Source organism: Phormidium sp. FACHB-1136 (assembly GCF_014697375.1).
Taxonomy (GTDB): Bacteria; Cyanobacteriota; Cyanobacteriia; order Phormidesmidales; family Phormidesmidaceae; genus Nodosilinea.
In genome coordinates this window covers 1-15,411 of the sequence record NZ_JACJRS010000018.1, presented here as the reverse complement: position 1 = coordinate 15,411, position 15,411 = coordinate 1, and the positions used below count along the sequence as shown (strand labels likewise).

General features: G+C 58.2%; 16 protein-coding genes and 1 pseudogene. 9 read left to right on the top strand and 8 right to left on the bottom strand.

The window, feature by feature from the left end; genetic code table 11:
• The first annotated feature begins 114 nt into the window (after positions 1–114).
• The 4 genes from H6G62_RS07655 (at position 115) to H6G62_RS07640 (ending at position 3,842) form a co-directional block, all read left to right on the top strand.
• On the top strand, positions 115–1,467 hold the full coding sequence (locus H6G62_RS07655) for a proton extrusion protein PcxA (RefSeq protein ID WP_190493681.1): 1,353 nt from the start codon (positions 115–117) through the stop codon (positions 1,465–1,467).
• 175 nt (positions 1,468–1,642) lie between these two features.
• The gene (gene tmk / locus H6G62_RS07650; RefSeq protein ID WP_190493679.1) at positions 1,643–2,326 is read left to right on the top strand and encodes a dTMP kinase; all 684 of its coding nucleotides are present in this window, start codon (positions 1,643–1,645) and stop codon (positions 2,324–2,326) included.
• Positions 2,299–3,276 (top strand): DNA polymerase III subunit delta', encoded by a 978-nt coding sequence (gene holB / locus H6G62_RS07645; RefSeq protein ID WP_190493677.1) that lies wholly within the window; start codon positions 2,299–2,301, stop codon positions 3,274–3,276. The genes tmk and holB overlap by 28 nt, the downstream gene beginning before the upstream one ends.
• A gap of 338 nt (positions 3,277–3,614) precedes the next feature.
• Complete coding sequence (locus tag H6G62_RS07640) at positions 3,615–3,842, top strand: hypothetical protein (RefSeq protein WP_190493675.1); 228 nt, start codon at positions 3,615–3,617, stop codon at positions 3,840–3,842.
• Positions 3,843–4,038: 196 nt separating this feature from the next.
• Here H6G62_RS07640 and H6G62_RS07635 read toward each other — a convergent pair whose 3' ends face one another.
• From H6G62_RS07635 to H6G62_RS07625, 3 genes are all read right to left on the bottom strand, one after another.
• Positions 4,039–5,712 (bottom strand): Gldg family protein, encoded by a 1,674-nt coding sequence (locus H6G62_RS07635; protein WP_190493673.1) that lies wholly within the window; start codon positions 5,710–5,712, stop codon positions 4,039–4,041.
• Between the two features lie 303 nt (positions 5,713–6,015).
• Positions 6,016–6,852 (bottom strand): ABC transporter permease subunit, encoded by an 837-nt coding sequence (locus tag H6G62_RS07630; protein WP_190493671.1) that lies wholly within the window; start codon positions 6,850–6,852, stop codon positions 6,016–6,018.
• Positions 6,849–7,829 carry an ABC transporter ATP-binding protein gene (locus tag H6G62_RS07625; RefSeq protein ID WP_190493669.1) on the bottom strand — a complete coding sequence of 327 codons (981 nt, stop codon included), beginning with the start codon at positions 7,827–7,829 and terminating at the stop codon, positions 6,849–6,851. The genes H6G62_RS07630 and H6G62_RS07625 overlap by 4 nt, the downstream gene beginning before the upstream one ends.
• Before the next feature lie 235 nt (positions 7,830–8,064).
• Here H6G62_RS07625 and H6G62_RS07620 point away from each other — a divergent pair, with 235 nt between their 5' ends.
• The 3 genes from H6G62_RS07620 to H6G62_RS28545 are packed head-to-tail and all read left to right on the top strand — an operon-like array spanning position 8,065 to position 9,053.
• On the top strand, positions 8,065–8,463 hold the full coding sequence (locus tag H6G62_RS07620; protein ID WP_190493802.1) for a hypothetical protein: 399 nt from the start codon (positions 8,065–8,067) through the stop codon (positions 8,461–8,463).
• 60 nt (positions 8,464–8,523) lie between these two features.
• Positions 8,524–8,850 carry a DUF433 domain-containing protein gene (locus H6G62_RS07615; protein ID WP_190493799.1) on the top strand — a complete coding sequence of 109 codons (327 nt, stop codon included), beginning with the start codon at positions 8,524–8,526 and terminating at the stop codon, positions 8,848–8,850.
• A 2-nt stretch (positions 8,851–8,852) separates the two neighbouring features.
• The gene (locus H6G62_RS28545; RefSeq protein ID WP_347239306.1) at positions 8,853–9,053 is read left to right on the top strand and encodes a DUF5615 family PIN-like protein; all 201 of its coding nucleotides are present in this window, start codon (positions 8,853–8,855) and stop codon (positions 9,051–9,053) included.
• A gap of 169 nt (positions 9,054–9,222) precedes the next feature.
• Here H6G62_RS28545 and H6G62_RS07605 read toward each other — a convergent pair whose 3' ends face one another.
• Both H6G62_RS07605 and H6G62_RS07600 read right to left on the bottom strand, forming a co-directional pair.
• Positions 9,223–9,630, bottom strand: coding sequence for a DUF2237 domain-containing protein (locus tag H6G62_RS07605; protein WP_242051876.1), 408 nt, complete (start codon positions 9,628–9,630; stop codon positions 9,223–9,225).
• A 465-nt stretch (positions 9,631–10,095) separates the two neighbouring features.
• Positions 10,096–10,584, bottom strand: a complete 489-nt coding sequence (locus tag H6G62_RS07600; protein WP_190493667.1) for a molybdenum cofactor biosynthesis protein MoaE — start codon at positions 10,582–10,584, stop codon at positions 10,096–10,098.
• A gap of 104 nt (positions 10,585–10,688) precedes the next feature.
• Between H6G62_RS07600 and H6G62_RS07595 the strand changes: the two genes are divergently transcribed.
• Positions 10,689–12,233, top strand: a complete 1,545-nt coding sequence (locus H6G62_RS07595; protein WP_199324824.1) for a site-2 protease family protein — start codon at positions 10,689–10,691, stop codon at positions 12,231–12,233.
• A gap of 217 nt (positions 12,234–12,450) precedes the next feature.
• Here the strand turns inward: H6G62_RS07595 and H6G62_RS07590 are convergent, their stop codons facing one another.
• Positions 12,451–13,638 (bottom strand): DNA double-strand break repair nuclease NurA, encoded by a 1,188-nt coding sequence (locus H6G62_RS07590; RefSeq protein WP_190493665.1) that lies wholly within the window; start codon positions 13,636–13,638, stop codon positions 12,451–12,453.
• Between the two features lie 119 nt (positions 13,639–13,757).
• Between H6G62_RS07590 and H6G62_RS07585 the strand changes: the two genes are divergently transcribed.
• The gene (locus tag H6G62_RS07585) at positions 13,758–14,531 is read left to right on the top strand and encodes a Uma2 family endonuclease (RefSeq protein WP_190493663.1); all 774 of its coding nucleotides are present in this window, start codon (positions 13,758–13,760) and stop codon (positions 14,529–14,531) included.
• Positions 14,532–14,603: 72 nt separating this feature from the next.
• Here H6G62_RS07585 and H6G62_RS07580 read toward each other — a convergent pair whose 3' ends face one another.
• Positions 14,604–14,861, bottom strand: coding sequence for a hypothetical protein (locus H6G62_RS07580; RefSeq protein WP_199324819.1), 258 nt, complete (start codon positions 14,859–14,861; stop codon positions 14,604–14,606).
• A gap of 60 nt (positions 14,862–14,921) precedes the next feature.
• A pseudogene (locus tag H6G62_RS07575) lies at positions 14,922–15,411 on the bottom strand (IS4 family transposase); the annotation flags it as partial.

Here is a 15,411-nt window from a genome sequence, read left to right as displayed (position 1 = left end):
CGGACTGACAAGCCCTAGAAGGAGGGATCCATCCCCGCTTCTAGAGCCACTGGGAAGTGATGTATTATCCTGTGGTTTAGAGCCAGACCGCGATCCTTTCCCCTGTGCCCGCTGATGCAGACTCCAGGCTTTTTTCGCAATGCCCAGCAGTGGTTTTTCCGCACCCCTGAGCGAGCCCTTAACCAGGCTTACGAGGCGGCACAGATGATTGAGGCCATTGAGCGGGAGTACTTTGGGGGCAACCCCATCTCCGCGCGTTACGGCAGCTATGGCGACAGCGCCATGGACTATTTTCAGGCCGAACTCAAGAAATACCTCAATCTGATTAAGGTGCGCATGGCCGAGTTTCGCACCAGTCGCACGGTGATCCGGGTGTCTGATGCCCGGATTATGGAAGTGGACTTATCAACCCCCGAAGCCGACGAACTGGCGGTGAATGTGGTGGATCGGCAGGCCGTGCTGTTTCGGAAACTGCGGCTGATTGATGAGGTGCTGGCCCGCTATGCCGCCCTGGAGACTCCCCCAGAGCGCGTGATTACCCTCACCGAGGGGGCCAATGGTAGCCTTGCCTCGGCCCAGTCTACGCAAGTGTTGCGGGCTAAGGCCGACCAATCGCGGGGGCAAGCCAACGGATCCATCGACTCCCCCAGCGACAGTCGGGAAGGTCTTTCGGATCGGGTCAACGTGCTGCCTCGGTCTATCCTGCGCACGGTGGATCGGATTCGTCAGGATCTCGACCCCAACGCCGAAGAGGAAGTGGTGCAAGAGTTTCGTACCTCCAAGGCCAGAACTACCGCCGCCATTCGCTTTCTGCTACTGCTGGTGATTGTGCCCCTACTCACCCAGCAGTTCACCAAAACCTTTCTGGTGGGGCCAGTGGTGGATCACTTCCGCCAGGATCGGCAGGCCGATGTGTTTCTGAATGTGGAAATGGAGGAAGAGGCGCTCCACGAACTTCAACAGTTTGAGGAGCGGCTGCGATTTGAGGTACTGATTGGCAAGGCTCCCCCTTTATCGGAGCTGAATATCGAACGACAGGTGCGGGAAAAGGCCACAAAAATTGAGGAAGAATATCGCCAACGCAGTGCTGATGCTATTAAAAATATCTTTGCCGATCTGGTCGCAGCGGGAGCCTTTGCCCTCCTGTTGATCACTCGCAAACAGGACGTAGCCAACCTGAAGTCTTTTATGGACGAAATCGTCTACGGTCTCAGCGACAGTGCCAAAGCATTCATCATTATTTTGTTTACCGATATTTTTGTAGGATTCCACTCCCCCCACGGATGGGAAGTCCTACTAGAAGGGCTATCTCGCCATTTGGGCTTTCCAGCGAATCGGGAATTTATCTTTCTGTTTATCGCCACCTTCCCGGTGATTCTCGATACGGTGTTTAAGTACTGGATTTTCCGCTATCTCAACCGTATTTCGCCCTCGGCGGTGGCCACCTATAAAAACATGAATGAGTAGGAAAAGAGACTTTGTGTCTGACTCTTATTCCTTATTTTTTGGAGAAGGGATTGAGAAATCTAGCTTGCTTTCCGTAGGGTAGACGATGACTTTACGAAAGTGGGATTCTCCCATTCTCTACATTGGAAAAGTAGGCTAATCTCAGGATGTTCTTGGTTTCGGTTAGGTGGTGACGATGCGGGGTAAATTGATTGTGTTTGAGGGGGTGGAGGGCTGTGGAAAGTCCACCCAGATCCAGCGGCTGCGGGAAAACTTGGCCCAGAGTGCTTCTTTTCAAGCCCTGCAAGCTCAGGGGATCATCCCCGAATTGCTCATCACCCGCGAACCGGGGGGCACCAACCTAGGGCTAGGGTTGCGGCGGCTGTTGCTGGACAGTCACCATGATGTGGTGATTGCGCCACGGGCGGAACTGTTGCTCTATGCCGCCGACCGGGCTCAGCACATCGAAGAAATCATCTTGCCAGCCCTGGATAGGGGAAGTTGGGTACTGTGTGATCGGTTTACCGATTCCACCGTGGCCTACCAGGGCTATGGTCGGGGCTTAGATTTGGGACTAATTCGAGACCTCAACCAAGGGGCGACGGCGGGGCTGGTGCCGGATTTAACGATTTGGCTGAAGCTGAGGGTGGAGCAGGGGCTGGCCAGGGCACAGCGGCGGGGTTCTCAAGATCGCATGGAGCAGGCGGAACTGGCCTTTCACCAACGGGTGCAACGGGGCTTTGAGACCCTAGCCCAGCAATTTCCAGAGCGACGGGCTACCATTGACGGGGCACAGCCTGCCGATGCGGTGGCGGCACAGATCAACACCATCGTTCATGACGATTTGGCGCAATGGTACAAGCCCTTTTTAGCGACCTAGTGGGTCAAGATACGGCCATTGCCCTCCTGGCGCGGGCGGTGAGGCAGCGGCGGGTGGCTCCGGCCTATCTGTTTGCGGGGCCAAATGGGGTGGGGCGACGGCTAGCCGCAGAACGCTTGGCTGAGGTGCTGTTTGCCGCTGATCCCACCACCCTGACAGGCCCAGACCCAACGCCTAACCAGCGCCGCCGCATTACCCAGCGTAACCATCCTGACCTGCTGTGGGTAGAGCCGACCTATTTGCACCAGGGCAACCTTGTCCCCGCCTCTGCCGCTGCGGAACAGGGCATTACCCGCAAAAGTGCGCCCCAGATTCGCCTCGAACAAGTGCGCCAGATTGCCCAGTTTCTCAGCCGTCCACCGCTGGAATCCCCTCGCTGTGTGGTTGTACTAGAAGCCGCCGAAACCATGGCCGAGGGAGCCGCCAACGGCTTGCTGAAAACCCTAGAAGAGCCCGGACAGGCCACCATTGTCCTGCTAGCCCCCGGCCCCCAAGCCCTGCTACCCACCCTTGTCTCCCGCTGCCAAACGATTCCCTTTCAGCGGCTTAATAGCCCAGACCTGACCACCGTGCTACAACGGGCGGGGCAAGCTGAAGTTCTCAACCAGCCCCAGGTAATCGCCATGGCCCAGGGTAGCCCCGGACAGGCCATCGTCGCCTACCAACAACTGCAAGCCATCCCCACCGACCTCCTCCAAGCTCTCCATCAGCCCCCCAAAACCCTTCGTGCCGCCCTCGATCAGGGGCGTCAGGTGGCGAAGGCATTGGATACGGAATCCCAGCTATGGCTGCTAGATTACCTGCTGAACTGGTATTGGCAACAGTACCCGGTGGAAAGCGCCCAATGGCTACCTCACTTGGAAAAAGCCAAGGGCTACCTACGCCGATTTGTGCAGCCCCGTCTAGTGTGGGAGGTGATGTTTATGGAGCTAGCTACCCTGACCCGCTAGGCGTTGGAATCAGGGAGTTAGGGCCATTGTGGGGTCGGATAGGGCACTAACCCCAGTGTTCCGCTGATCGGCAACCCTATCGATCCAACCCTTGATCCCTGGTTAACAAACAAAGACGTTCGCTGTCGTTTGTCAGGGAAATTTGACCTCAGCAGGTGGAACAATCCACTATCCATGGCCTGTTCCGACAGCCAATCCTGTTACAACGGCTACGTTTTAAGTCGGTGACGAATGGGCGGATTGGGCGGATAGCCTCCCCTAAGGCTGGAGTCATCGAGCGCGATGGTCATGCGCCAGTGGGTAGAGTAATAAAAGCGACTCTCCTAGGAGAAAAGACGATGGATAAGCAAACCGAACAAGCCCGCGAACTCTTGGCCCAGCAGCGCCAGCAGGAAGAACTCCGCCACGATGCCATGCTAGAACGCAGCGCCGAAGAACTCCATGAAGATGCCCCTTCCACCGTGGAGGAAAAGGCCCGCCTTGCCATGGCCAACAAACTCCATGAGCAGGGGCATGTGCAGGACGCCATGCTGGAACGGGGCGCAGAGGAAGTCCATGGTGCTTAGGGATCGAGATTCTACCCAATCCGAATTGTCCAATATCGATATTGGACAATCTTGACATTGGACAATCTCGATTCCCAGCCCAGCAAACCGTAGGGGTGAGGTCTCCTCGGCCACTGATGCTGGGGGCAAACAAGCCGGATGCAGTATTGTCGAGCCAAGGAGAGTCGGGTGGTAGGCGGTGCCCACCCTACCAGAGTTAGCGCCGCTTCAGCCAGAGCAGCACCGCCAGGATAATCCCCACCAGGGGCAAAATCAGCAGGGCAAACACCCCTAGGCCGATTTGTTGCTGCACCGTCATCACAATGCGGCGGTTGGTGACTTCGCGGGGGCGAATGGAGAGGGTGGCGTCGTTGGCTTGGCCCAGCCAGCTCACGGAGTTGAGGAACACATCGCCGTTGAGCTGCTGATCGAACAGGCCATCGGTGGCAAAAGACGCATTGCCAATCACCACTAGGCGGGCTTCTTGGCTAACAGGATCCTCCTCTGAACTTGAATCCACTAAATCCTCTAGGGGATCGGATCCCTCCGTCTCGGCCTCAGCCCCCTCCTCGATGGTGGAATCCGCCGATGGGGAGTCTGCCGCAGGATCGTCACTGCCGTTGTTTTCGCGAATCGGACGGCTGAGGGCCACGCCCAGGCTGTAGGGGCCGGAGGGGGGCGCGTTTTCGTCGAACTGAAGTTCTCCTTCCGCAGAGAGGGCTTCGGCACGACTTTGGGCGTTGCTGTTGAGGATCGACACAGCGGTTACCCCTGGCACTTCTTCCACGTTGACGGGCCGGACCAGGGGAAAGAAGGATCGGCCTGTGCCAAAGTCGCGGGTGATGGGGTGGTCGCCGTAGTCCGTCACCAAGGGGGCGGCGGGGCCAAGGCCGACCAGTTGCCCCGTCCCGGAGGTATCCAGCACAATGCGGTCATCGAGGGTAACACCCCAGAGATCCAGCAGGCTATCCAGGTTGGGGTTGGTGCGCGGGTCAATCATCAGCATCACGCTGCCGCCGCGATCTAGGTAGGTTTGGAGGGCTTCCACTTCAGCGTCAAAAAATTCCGTCGCTGGCCCCGCTACGATCACCACGCTGGCGTCCTCCGGGACAACCGCCGCCGTATTGGCAAAGTCTAGCGGCTCCACGGTGAAGCCTTTTTCCCCTAGGGCGGTGGCGGCTTGGAGAAATCCGGTTTCGCTGCCGTCAATGGCAAATTCCTGGTGGCCCTGGGTGAAGTAGGCGGTCAGGGCGCTTTCGGTACCCAACTGGGCCAAGCTATTGGTAAGGGTGCGTTCCGATAGCCGATCCGAGGGCGTGAGGGTCTGCACGGGACGGCGGGTGTCGCCCTGCTCCACAAACACCATCCCCGGCTGGGTAACGTTGAAGTCCTGGGCTAAACGGGGGTTGTCGTAGGGATTGACGAACTCGAAGGTGAAGTTATTCCCCGCCCGCCGATAGCTCTCCAAAAGCTGCCGATCCTGGGGGTTTTGGTTGGGATCAAACACCAGCACCCGTGTGGGTTCGGCCAGGGCTTGCACCACCTGCTGAGACTCTGGGGCCAGGGTGAAAATCTGGTTTTCGGTCAGATCTACCCGACTGGAGTAGCGCACCGCCAGGAAGTTCACCAGTCCCAAAATCGCTAGCACCGCCAGCACCGACACCAGGGCATTGGCCCCCGCCTCGGTGGAACGCTGACTCCAGAAGCGGTTGCGGCCATACTCGCTAAAGCCTAGGCCCACCACCATCAACCCCAGTCCGCCCAACAGCAAGGCCGAGGGCAGGGGCGTCCATCCCGCCACAAAGCCCGCAATCAGGCCCGCCGTAGCCAGGGCCAAGCCGGGTAGAGCCAGGTACTTGAGATACTTCTGATAGGCCACCTTAACGTTCATGGAGCTACACCAAAAGGGACGGGTTGGGGGAAGTTTGTAAAGAGCGAAGCATTTGAGGATTCCCCCTAGCCCCCCTTGGGAAGGGGGGAACTGGAAGGAGCACTTTCCTTTGAGGGGGCCGGAGTCAAAGTCCCCCTTGTTATAGACGCTTGCGGCTTCCCGCAGGGTAGGGGGATTTAGGGGGATCTCCAAGGACTTTCGGCGTGAAAACAAGATGTACATCAGCAGTAGCCCAGTGAGAGAGGGACTTTGCAGAACTTCCGGCTCCCCTCTCCCTTGGGGAGAGGGGCTGGGGGTGAGGGTCTAGGAGCGTTGGAACCGGAGGGCTTCGACGGATTGGGCGGTGAGAAAAATGCCGAGGACGATGAAGGACAGAAACAGCACCAGACTGCTGGAGTCGAACACGCCTTCGGTGAAGGTGGTGAAGTGGCGCAGTAGGGAGAGATGGCTGAAGGCTTCCCCCAGGGCACCGGGTAACCCCTGGGCCACGGCATCCACCAGCCACAGCAGCAAGATTAGGGCAAAGGTCATAATCGCGGCTAGGACGGTGCTATCGGTGAGAGAAGAGACGAACATGCCCAACGCCAGCAGGCTGGCGGCCATCAGCACCAGGCCCACGTAGGAGAGCACAAAGCCCCCCGACCCCACTGCCGGAGTCGCCGCCCCCAAGGCTACAGACTGGCTCACCATCAGGGGCAGCACCATACCGATGTAGAACGTCACCACCGCCAGCAGTTTGCCCAGGGCGACGGCCCAGTTCGGCAAGGGAGAGGTGGCCAAAAGCTCCAGGGTGCCCTGCTTGCGTTCGTCGGTGTAGAGGCCCATGGAAAGCATTGGCAGCACAAACATCGACAGCGACCCCAGCAAGCCCACGTAGGCTTTGTTGAATTCGTAGGCCACATCAAAGGGGGGCGGCGGGGCCATGCCCATCTGAGCCGCTTGGTCGGCCATGGCCGATTGGGCAATCAGCCCCTGCGGCCCCAGCAAAATCGCCACCAGAAAAAAGCCCCCCAGCAGCCAAAACACCGCCGCAATCACGTAGGACAGGGGCGAGGTGAAGTAGCTTTGTAGCTCCCGCTGGTAGATGGCCAGGATGTTTTTGAAGATGAGATTGTTCAAATTCGGGTTCGCGTTAGTCATCGGGTCGCCTCCACGGAGGGCACGGGGGGAGCACTGGGTTCGGTGGTGGTCAGGTTGAGGAACACGTCCTCTAGGGTGGCCTGCTGGCGGCGCAGTTCGTGTAGTTCCAGCCCCGCATGGACGAGACTGGCCGCAATGGCTTGGCCCAGGCCAGCGTCCTGATTTCCCGTCACCCGCAAACGATGATGATGTTCCGGCAGATGATCGGGGCTGAGGATCTCCACCTGGCGCACCTCGGCCAAATGGGTCAGTAGGGGTTGGGCCTGGTTCACGTCGCCCTTAATTTCCACCTCGTAGGCCATTTCTCCGGCGAGGCGAGCCGTCAGGTTATCCGGCGTATCCGTCGCCACCACCTGACCTCGGTTGATGATCGTCACCCGGTCGCAGGTCATGCTCACCTCCGGCAGAATGTGGGTGGAGAGGATGATGGTATGGCTTCCGGCGAGGCTCTTGATCAACTGACGGACTTCGTTGATTTGGCGAGGATCCAGGCCCACGGTAGGTTCGTCCAAAATAATCACAGGCGGGTCGTGGATGATGGCCTGGGCAATGCCCACCCGCTGCCGATAGCCCTTCGAGAGCTTGCGAATCAGCGTCGTCCGCCGATCCAACAACCCGCAGCGCTCCATGGCGATTTGCGCCCGCTGGGGCCGCATTCCCGCCGGAACACCCTTAATTTTGGCGACAAAGTTCAAATAGCCCTCCACTGTCATCTGCGGATACAGCGGCGGCGACTCTGGCAAATAGCCAATCCGCTGGCGCACCGCCATGGAATCGGTGTGGACATCGTAGCCCGCAATCCGGGCCGTACCTTCGGAGGCTGGCAGATAGCCCGACAAAATTCGCATGGTGGTGGTTTTGCCTGCCCCGTTTGGCCCCAAAAAGCCTAGAATCTCCCCCGGCTGCGCCTCAAAGGTGACATCGCGAATGGCCGGGGTGGAGCCATAGGTTTTACCGAGGTGCTCAACTTCAATCATGGACGCCTCTATCCGGTGGGATCAATGGACAGTTATAGCAAACAAGGGGTTCACTGTGGGCAGACAGGGTGACGGGGAGTCGGGAGTCGAGAATCGGGAGTCGGGTAGGGGCGAGGTGCCCTCGCCCAACAGGTTGAATGTAGGGATGGACTTCACTCACCCCAAGGGTCTGGCTGAAGCTTGGATAGACTTTTGGCATACTGGGAGGTGTTGTCGCGGTTTTTCCCAACGGTTTATGATTGGCACCTTTCAGCAAAGCCGCCTCCGCATTGAAGTTGATGCCGCCGCTGGGCAAATTCAGGCCTGCCTGCTCCAGCCCGATCAGTTTCGGCAGTGGCTTTGGCCCCAGCGCTTCGAGGTTGGATTGCCCGAAACCCTCCAACCCCACCTCGTTTTCCACAGCTACTTCGGCCCTGTGGAAATCCGCCACGAAGTTCAGGAACTCTCCCAAAATCACCTGCGCCTGGTGCTCTCCGGTGGCATTGATGGCTTCCATGAGTGGTACTGGGGGGATCGCTGGGTGCAGGCCCAACTGGAGGGGATTTCTGCCCTGCCCATTAGCCTGGGCCAAAGTTTGGTGATGGTGCGTCTGCGCCAGTTTTTGGCTGATTCTGCTGAGCCACAAACCCCATAGCTCCCCGCCTCAAGATTGGCCGACCTAGCCATCGTTCATGACATTCTTGCTTTCCCCATGGTGATGTTGAAGGATCTGCAGACTCAACTGCTGGCGCTCTCGCCGAATGAAAAGACCCAGGCTATCCAGCTTTTGGTGACAAGTTTGGGGAACGGCTGGAGTGGAATCGAGAGGACGCCTGGGGTCATGGGGGGAGATGCCTGTATCCGACAGACCCGGATTCCGGTTTGGCTCCTCGTCAGCCTGCGACAGCAAGGAGCCACAGAAGCCTATCTTTTAGAAGATTACCCCACCCTAACCGCCGCCGACTTGGTGAATGCTTGGCTCTATGCTGAGACCCATCACGAGGAAATTGAAGCAGCCTTAGCTCGCCAAGAGGCCGCCTAGGGATGGCGCATTTGTACGCAGATGAAGGCTTTCCGGCGAAGGTCGCGGCCCTGCTTGTTGACCTAGGGCACAACGTTCTCACCGCACAATCGGCTGGGCAGGCCAATCAACGGATTCCCGATGATCAGGTCTTAGCCTTTGCGACTAGCCAAAATCGGACTGTGTTGACCATTAACCGAGGCGACTTCATTCGGCTCCACTGATCCACAGACCACCATGCCGGAATTATTGTCTGTACCGAGTACGCGAATCGGCAGCAGTTCGCCCAGGCCATTCATGACGCTATTCTTGGCCTGCCCTCCCTAGAGGGAAGACTCATTCGCGTCAACCGTCCCGCTACAACCTAAAGCCTATGATCTGTTCGTCCATAGATTAAGCCAATCCAGCATCCGAGGGCAGGGCGTGGCGTTGCAGTTCCGCCAAAGAGACATATTCCAGGGCCGAAGCGTGGGTGGCCTCTAGGCAAACGGGGGGCGCGACTCCGGCATCGAGGGCTTCCTTCCAGCGGGAGGCGCAGAGGCACCAGCGATCCCCCGGCTTGAGGCCCGGAAACTGGAAGGCGGGCATGGGGGTCAAGAGGTCGTTGCCCTGGGCCTGGGTATAGGCGAGGAAGTCTGCCGTCATTTCGGCACAGACCACATGGGCACCCATGTCTCCGGCTCCGGTGTTGCAGCAGCCATCGCGGTAGAACCCAGTCATGGGGGCGGTGCAGCAGGTGTCGAGGGGAGAGCCTAGAACGTTGCTGGCGGTGGATTTAGCGGTAGGCATGGTGTCAGACATGGTGAATTGATATGACCTGGAGAACGCCGGAACAATGGGGGACAACCTGGTCGTATCCCATAGGTGTCAGTTTAGCCCCCGATTCCTAACCCCACAAACTGTAGGGGTAAGGCCTCCTTGCCCGATAGATAGATCTCGAGGATAGACGGGTCGGATTTGAGATAAGTTTAGACCGCTGGATCCCCCTTGATTCCCTCAAGCGTCGAAACTACTGTACAGCAAGGCTTTTCGGCGCTCAGAACAACTTTTGTCAGGCAACCAGCTTGCCACCATCTAGATCATCGACTAGCCCGATTCTGGCGAAGAATCCTTCAGTCAGGTGCTAGCCGACCTCCATGTTTGTGCCACTATGCTAAAGGCTTGTTCTGAAGGCATGGTCAATGCGATCAATCGTTTCACCGAGGAATTGCCTGATTAAGCTTTGTTGTCCTGTTAGTTGTCGCTCCTTCGGTGATGACCAGCGGATCACTCATTCTGTTCGCAGGCTCCAATGCTGACCCAGGTGCTAGAAAGGGTGCCGTCTGGGCCTTGGTACCACTCCTTTTTCCAGATCGGGGCATTGTGCTTGAGGGTATCGATGGCGAACTGGCAGGCGGCGAAGGCTTCGGAACGGTGGGGGCAGCCAACCGCGACGAGGACGCTGATTTCGCCCACGGTCAATTTTCCGGTGCGGTGGTGGATGACGATCCGGGTGGCGTCGGGCCAGGTGTGGCGAATTTGGTCGGCAATTTGGCGAAACACCTCTAGGGCCATGGGTTCGTAGGCTTGGTATTCCAGAGCCACCACTGGGAAGCCATCGGTGTTGTTGCGCACCATGCCGCTCATCACCACGATGGCCCCATTGGCGGGATCATCCGCAAGGGCGTAGACCTCCTCTAGGCTGAGGGGGGCAAAGGTGATGCGAAAGGCGTTGGCATTTGAGGTTATCGGGGCCGAATTGGAGGCAACAACCATAGAAAACCGTACTCTACTGAGACTAAGATACCGTGCTCTTTTCCTCTGGGGGCGACGGTCTGCGCGGCTGGGCCTATCGCGGTAGACTAAATACCTACACCGAGATGTATTTAAGGACGGCACCACACCACACCATGGCTACTACTGGGTTAATTTTGCTGGCGGCGATTGCGATTTTGGTTTGGGGCTACCGTCGCGCCCTGCCCTACGGCACCATCGGAATTTTGGCCTGGTTGCAGTCGGTGGTTTTGATGGCTCCGTGGCTGCTGTTTTTTGGCCTGTTTGCCCTCGGTATCTATGTAAACTTGGCAGGGGTGTTGCTGTTATTGTTGGTGTCCACCGGAATTTACATCTACCTCGGTCGTCGATTGCGTACCCTCGGCCAAGAGGCGCTGATGGCAGAACGAGCCGCCCAGGCCCTCAAGGCTGATACGGCTCAATCTTCTGAGTCGGGTGATACCGCTGATCCTTCCATCATCCAGCCAGAGGATACAGTAGAACCCAAGGTGGCGGCTAAGGCCGATGAAACGGCAAAAATGGTGATTCCTGCCGAAGATTTGGTGCAAATCGAGGGAATTTTCGGCATCGATACCTACTTCCGTACCGAAACCATTCCCTACGACCAAGGGGCGATTTTTCGCGGCAACCTGCGCGGCAACCCCGCCGAGACCCAGGCCCGCCTGAGTGCCCTGCTGACGGAACGCCTGGAGGATCGCTATCGCCTGTTTTTGGTGGAAAGCCTAGAGAAAAAGCCGACGGTGGTGGTGCTTCCGGCCTCGATGGATCCCGCCAAAACCACCCCTGCCCAGTGGGCCATTGCCGGGGTGTTGGGCATCGCCACGGTGTTCACCAGCCTAGAAGCCGGAGCCATTCTCCAGGGGTTCGACCTGGTGCAGGAATTTTCCCGCTGGACGGCGGCGCTGCCCTTTTTGCTGGGGCTGGTGGTGGTGCTGGTGAGCCACGAAATCGGTCATTGGGTGCTGGCTAATCGCTATGGGGTGCGCCTCAGCCCGCCCTTTTTACTGCCCACCTGGCAGATTGGCTCCTTCGGCAGCCTGACGCGCTTCGAGTCTCTCTTGGCCAACCGCAGCGTGTTGTTTGATATTGCCCTAGCGGGGCCAGCGGCGGCGGGCTTGGTCTCCTTGGGAATGCTGATTACTGGACTGGTGCTGTCCCATCCCGGTAGTCTGTTTCAGTTGCCCTCCACGTTTTTCCAAGGTTCCGTCCTGGTGGGCACCCTGGCCAAGGCGGTGCTGGGTTCTGCCCTCCAAGAGCCTTTGGTGGATGTGCATCCCCTCACCATCTTTGGCTGGCTGGGTCTGGTGATAACCGCCCTCAACCTGATGCCCGCTGGCCAGTTGGATGGGGGCCGCATTGTGCAAGCGGTCTATGGCCGCAAAACCGCTGGCCGTACCACGGTGATCACCCTGATTCTGCTGGCCCTGGTCACCCTAGCCAACCCCCTGGCGCTTTACTGGGCCGCCATTATCCTCATTCTCCAGCGCAACCTAGAGCGCCCCTGTCTAGACGACATCACCGAGCCTGACGATGCCCGCGCCGCCCTCGGTCTGCTGGCCCTGTTTTTGGCCCTAGCGGTGTTGATGCCCCTCACTCCTAGCCTCGCCGGACGGTTGGGCATCGGCGGCTAGGGATACTCTAGGAATGCAGCCAATAGCCTGTTGCCCTAACCCATCGCCCATGTAAGTTGGGTGCAGCGAAACAAAATCCAACACTCGCCGGGAAGCTGGGGATCAATCCCTGGCAAGGTCAGCATTGATGACTTGTGTGTGCTTAGTAGCCCAGGGGGGAGAGGGGCTGGGGGTGAGGGCTGCGGGGACTTTGTGATCTACGGAGGATATTTGCCGCCTACCGTCGGCGCTGTTTGCTCACCATTTTGCGGGAGAGGCGTAGGTTGATTTCTTCCTTTTCAGCCCAGTCTTGCAAGACGCGGAAGAAAATGTGTTTGTCTGGCCCTTGCAAAACGGCGGTTTGGTCGGCGGTTTCGATGCCGTAGGGATAGCCGCCGCCGATAATCACTTCGCCACGTACCCAGTTGAGGTAGCGGGTGATCTGGCCACTGTCCCACATCCAAATCGGCATTTCGAGGCGCACGGGGTAGCCGTCCCGTGTGGTTTTTAGGTAGGTAAACGCGATTTGGTTGCGTTGTTCCTCGTACTGGTCAAGAATGCCGCCCCGGTCGCAGCGGAACAGGGGAATGCGATCCCCCCACTCCATCAACCGTGCCAAAAGTTGGGCGTCGTGGATGCCCTCGGTGGCCTCTAGGCCGCAGCCGTGGTGCAGCATGGTCGTCAGGTCGTGGGCGTAGGAGGTGTCCACATAGCCCACCAGGGGCACTCGCCGCCGTTCGCTGGCCCGCAACAGTTCTAGGATGGCCTGGACGTAGGCTTTTTGGCTGTCGGGGTCAAAGGCTTCGGCAAAGGTGACCACCAAAGCGCCATCAAAAAACACCAGGGTTCGTTCTGGTTCTTTGCAGGCGTTGATGTACTCCACCAGTCGCTCCGTTTCCATTTGAAAGCGGCGAATATTCACCCGCCGCTCCACGGGCTGGGCCGGATTTGGCCCCAAATCCTTCGGGGTCAGCAGGTCTACCCGCACATCTTTTTGGTAGGGGCGGGTTTTGCTGTGGGGGTTCTCAAACCAGCCAATTTGAATCAGCGCAATGGGGATGGACAAATCCTTCCCTGGTGCAATCTGCGAGCCATCCACCGCAAAGGTCGTAATATCCGACAGCACCGTCTGCACCCACTGGGCGCTGGATTCCCGATTCGACCAGCGCTCCGTCGCCGACGTTGATTCCGCAAAAAAGAAGGGAATCACCCCTTTCTTCGCCGCCTTGAAAACCTCCAGGGGTTGCGCTCCCGCCGCCGAGACAGTCCCTAAGCGCTGCTGTTGCTGAGCCAAGGGCAGGGCCGAAAACTCCGCCCAGGCCTGATGATAGGCGGTGAGCAGTTCAAACTTAGCCTTGTTAAAGGTACTAAAGGCCTCCCGCTTTTGGTCAAGCAGCGCTTTGATGTGGGCCGGACTCACTGGCATACCCCATGATCCTACAGAACGCCTGTATTGATGGGCATTCTAGCGGGTTTGGGGCCAATTGGCATAGGGGTGGTAATGGCATAATAGAAATCACGCCGCCCCGCTAAGGATGCCGTCCCATGGCCGAGACCACCGGACTCACCGCCGCGCCCATCATCTACCCCGATGCCGATGGACAACCGATGACCGAAAGCGACGCCACTCGCGATTATCTGCTGCACTGCATTGAGGTGCTGCAACTGTATTTCAAGGGGCGACCCAATGTCTACGTGTCTGGCAACCTGTTTGTTTACTACGAAGAAGGCAACCCCAAGGCGTCTCTTTCGCCGGATGTGTTTGTGATTTTTGGCGTGAGCAACCGCAAGCGCCGCAGCTACAAAGCCTGGCAGGAAGGCGGCAAGCTGCCCAATTTTGTCCTAGAAATTACCTCCCGCAGCACCAAACGCCAGGATCAAGAGGAAAAACCCCGCCTCTATGCCCGCCTAGGCGTTGAAGAATACTTTCAGTACGACCCCACCGCCGACTATCTCAAACCCCAACTGCAAGGGGCGCGGCTGGTGGAGGGTACCTACCAACCCCTGCCCCTAGCCACCAACCCCACCGGAATTCCCTTCATCCACAGCCAAGTCTTGGGGCTAGACCTGCAACTCCATCCCCCCTACCCCGAACTCGGCTTGGCCCCAGCGGCCCAGGCCCTCCGGTTTTATGACCCGCAAACCGGGGCAAAACTGCTCAGCCGCTACGAGCTAGAACGCCTGCGCGAAGCCCTGCAAGAGGAAAATGAGCTGATTCAACAGGAACGGGATGCCGCCCAGCAGGAACGGGATGCCGCCCGCCAACGAGCGGAGGAACTCGCCGCTCGCCTACGCGCCTTGGGAATAGACCCCGACTAGGGCCAAATGATACGAAATCCGGCTTGCTTCTCCTCGGTATCAGCGTACGAGGAAACCTCGCCCCTACGGTCCCTAGGCTCTGCGGGCCGCAAAGGCAGATCGATCTCCCCCATGGAGTTTGATGCTTCCTTCCACCTCATCCGGCGATTTCAGGATCATCCAACCACTGCCAGAGGCTTCGTCGCATTCATCATTGCCCTCCCAGGTAAAGTCGAACCGTTCGGTGTCGCCGCTGCGGCTAAATTCGCCATCCAAGCCTCCAGACACCAAGCCGAATTGAAAGTCTCCCGTGGCCTGGGGCTTCACCGTAACGTAGGCTTGCACTTCCATGTTGAAGTAATCTTCACTCCAACAACACTCCGGACAGATTTAGGAGGCTGTGATCCCAGTCTATGCGGCGATAACCCCGTAGTTCAGGAGGGTCTGGTAGTTGGGATGGGATTGAATCAAAGTTGGCTCCAGAGCAAACGTGGCTGTAAATAGGTCGAGAAGATGGGCATTCAGGGCCTGCCGTTTGAACGAGGCGATAGAGAAACTGAGCGGTTCAGCGGATTCACTCTTAGCTTGCGTGGATATCAGGGCGGCTTTGGCCAAATTAAGGGCCATCAGACTGGCGTTGACATGGGAATCGAGGGCTTCGGGAGAACGGGCTTGGCAATCCGCTAAGCCGGTGAATTGGCGAACATCGCGGAAGATAAATTCGATTTGAAACCGCGCCGCGTAGCCTTGATAGATCACCAGGGGGTCACCGTCGATATCCGTGGAGAACAAGACGACATAGCTCCGTCGCCCGCCTTGCTCCTTGAGCAGATAGGCCAAGCGGATGGGGCGCTTGAGGCTGACTGACCAAACCACAGCGGTGTAGAGGGACACCCCCTCC

Bases quoted from the DNA above. Each gene is read 5' to 3' on its own strand.
- H6G62_RS07635 (WP_190493673.1), bottom strand. From the start codon at position 5,712: ATGAACGTTAAGGTGGCCTATCAGAAGTATCTCAAGTACCTGGCTCTA.
- H6G62_RS07625 (WP_190493669.1), bottom strand. From the start codon at position 7,829: ATGATTGAAGTTGAGCACCTCGGTAAAACCTATGGCTCCACCCCGGCC.
- H6G62_RS07640 (WP_190493675.1), top strand. From the start codon at position 3,615: ATGGATAAGCAAACCGAACAAGCCCGCGAACTCTTGGCCCAGCAGCGC.
- H6G62_RS07620 (WP_190493802.1), top strand. From the start codon at position 8,065: ATGATTGGCACCTTTCAGCAAAGCCGCCTCCGCATTGAAGTTGATGCC.
- H6G62_RS07630 (WP_190493671.1), bottom strand. From the start codon at position 6,852: ATGACTAACGCGAACCCGAATTTGAACAATCTCATCTTCAAAAACATC.
- H6G62_RS07600 (WP_190493667.1), bottom strand. From the start codon at position 10,584: ATGGTTGTTGCCTCCAATTCGGCCCCGATAACCTCAAATGCCAACGCC.
- H6G62_RS07655 (WP_190493681.1), top strand. From the start codon at position 115: ATGCAGACTCCAGGCTTTTTTCGCAATGCCCAGCAGTGGTTTTTCCGC.
- H6G62_RS07590 (WP_190493665.1), bottom strand. From the start codon at position 13,638: ATGCCAGTGAGTCCGGCCCACATCAAAGCGCTGCTTGACCAAAAGCGG.
- H6G62_RS28545 (WP_347239306.1), top strand. From the start codon at position 8,853: ATGGCGCATTTGTACGCAGATGAAGGCTTTCCGGCGAAGGTCGCGGCC.
- holB (WP_190493677.1), top strand. From the start codon at position 2,299: ATGGTACAAGCCCTTTTTAGCGACCTAGTGGGTCAAGATACGGCCATT.
- H6G62_RS07605 (WP_242051876.1), bottom strand. From the start codon at position 9,630: ATGTCTGACACCATGCCTACCGCTAAATCCACCGCCAGCAACGTTCTA.
- H6G62_RS07580 (WP_199324819.1), bottom strand. From the start codon at position 14,861: ATGGAAGTGCAAGCCTACGTTACGGTGAAGCCCCAGGCCACGGGAGAC.
- H6G62_RS07595 (WP_199324824.1), top strand. From the start codon at position 10,689: ATGTATTTAAGGACGGCACCACACCACACCATGGCTACTACTGGGTTA.
- H6G62_RS07585 (WP_190493663.1), top strand. From the start codon at position 13,758: ATGGCCGAGACCACCGGACTCACCGCCGCGCCCATCATCTACCCCGAT.
- tmk (WP_190493679.1), top strand. From the start codon at position 1,643: ATGCGGGGTAAATTGATTGTGTTTGAGGGGGTGGAGGGCTGTGGAAAG.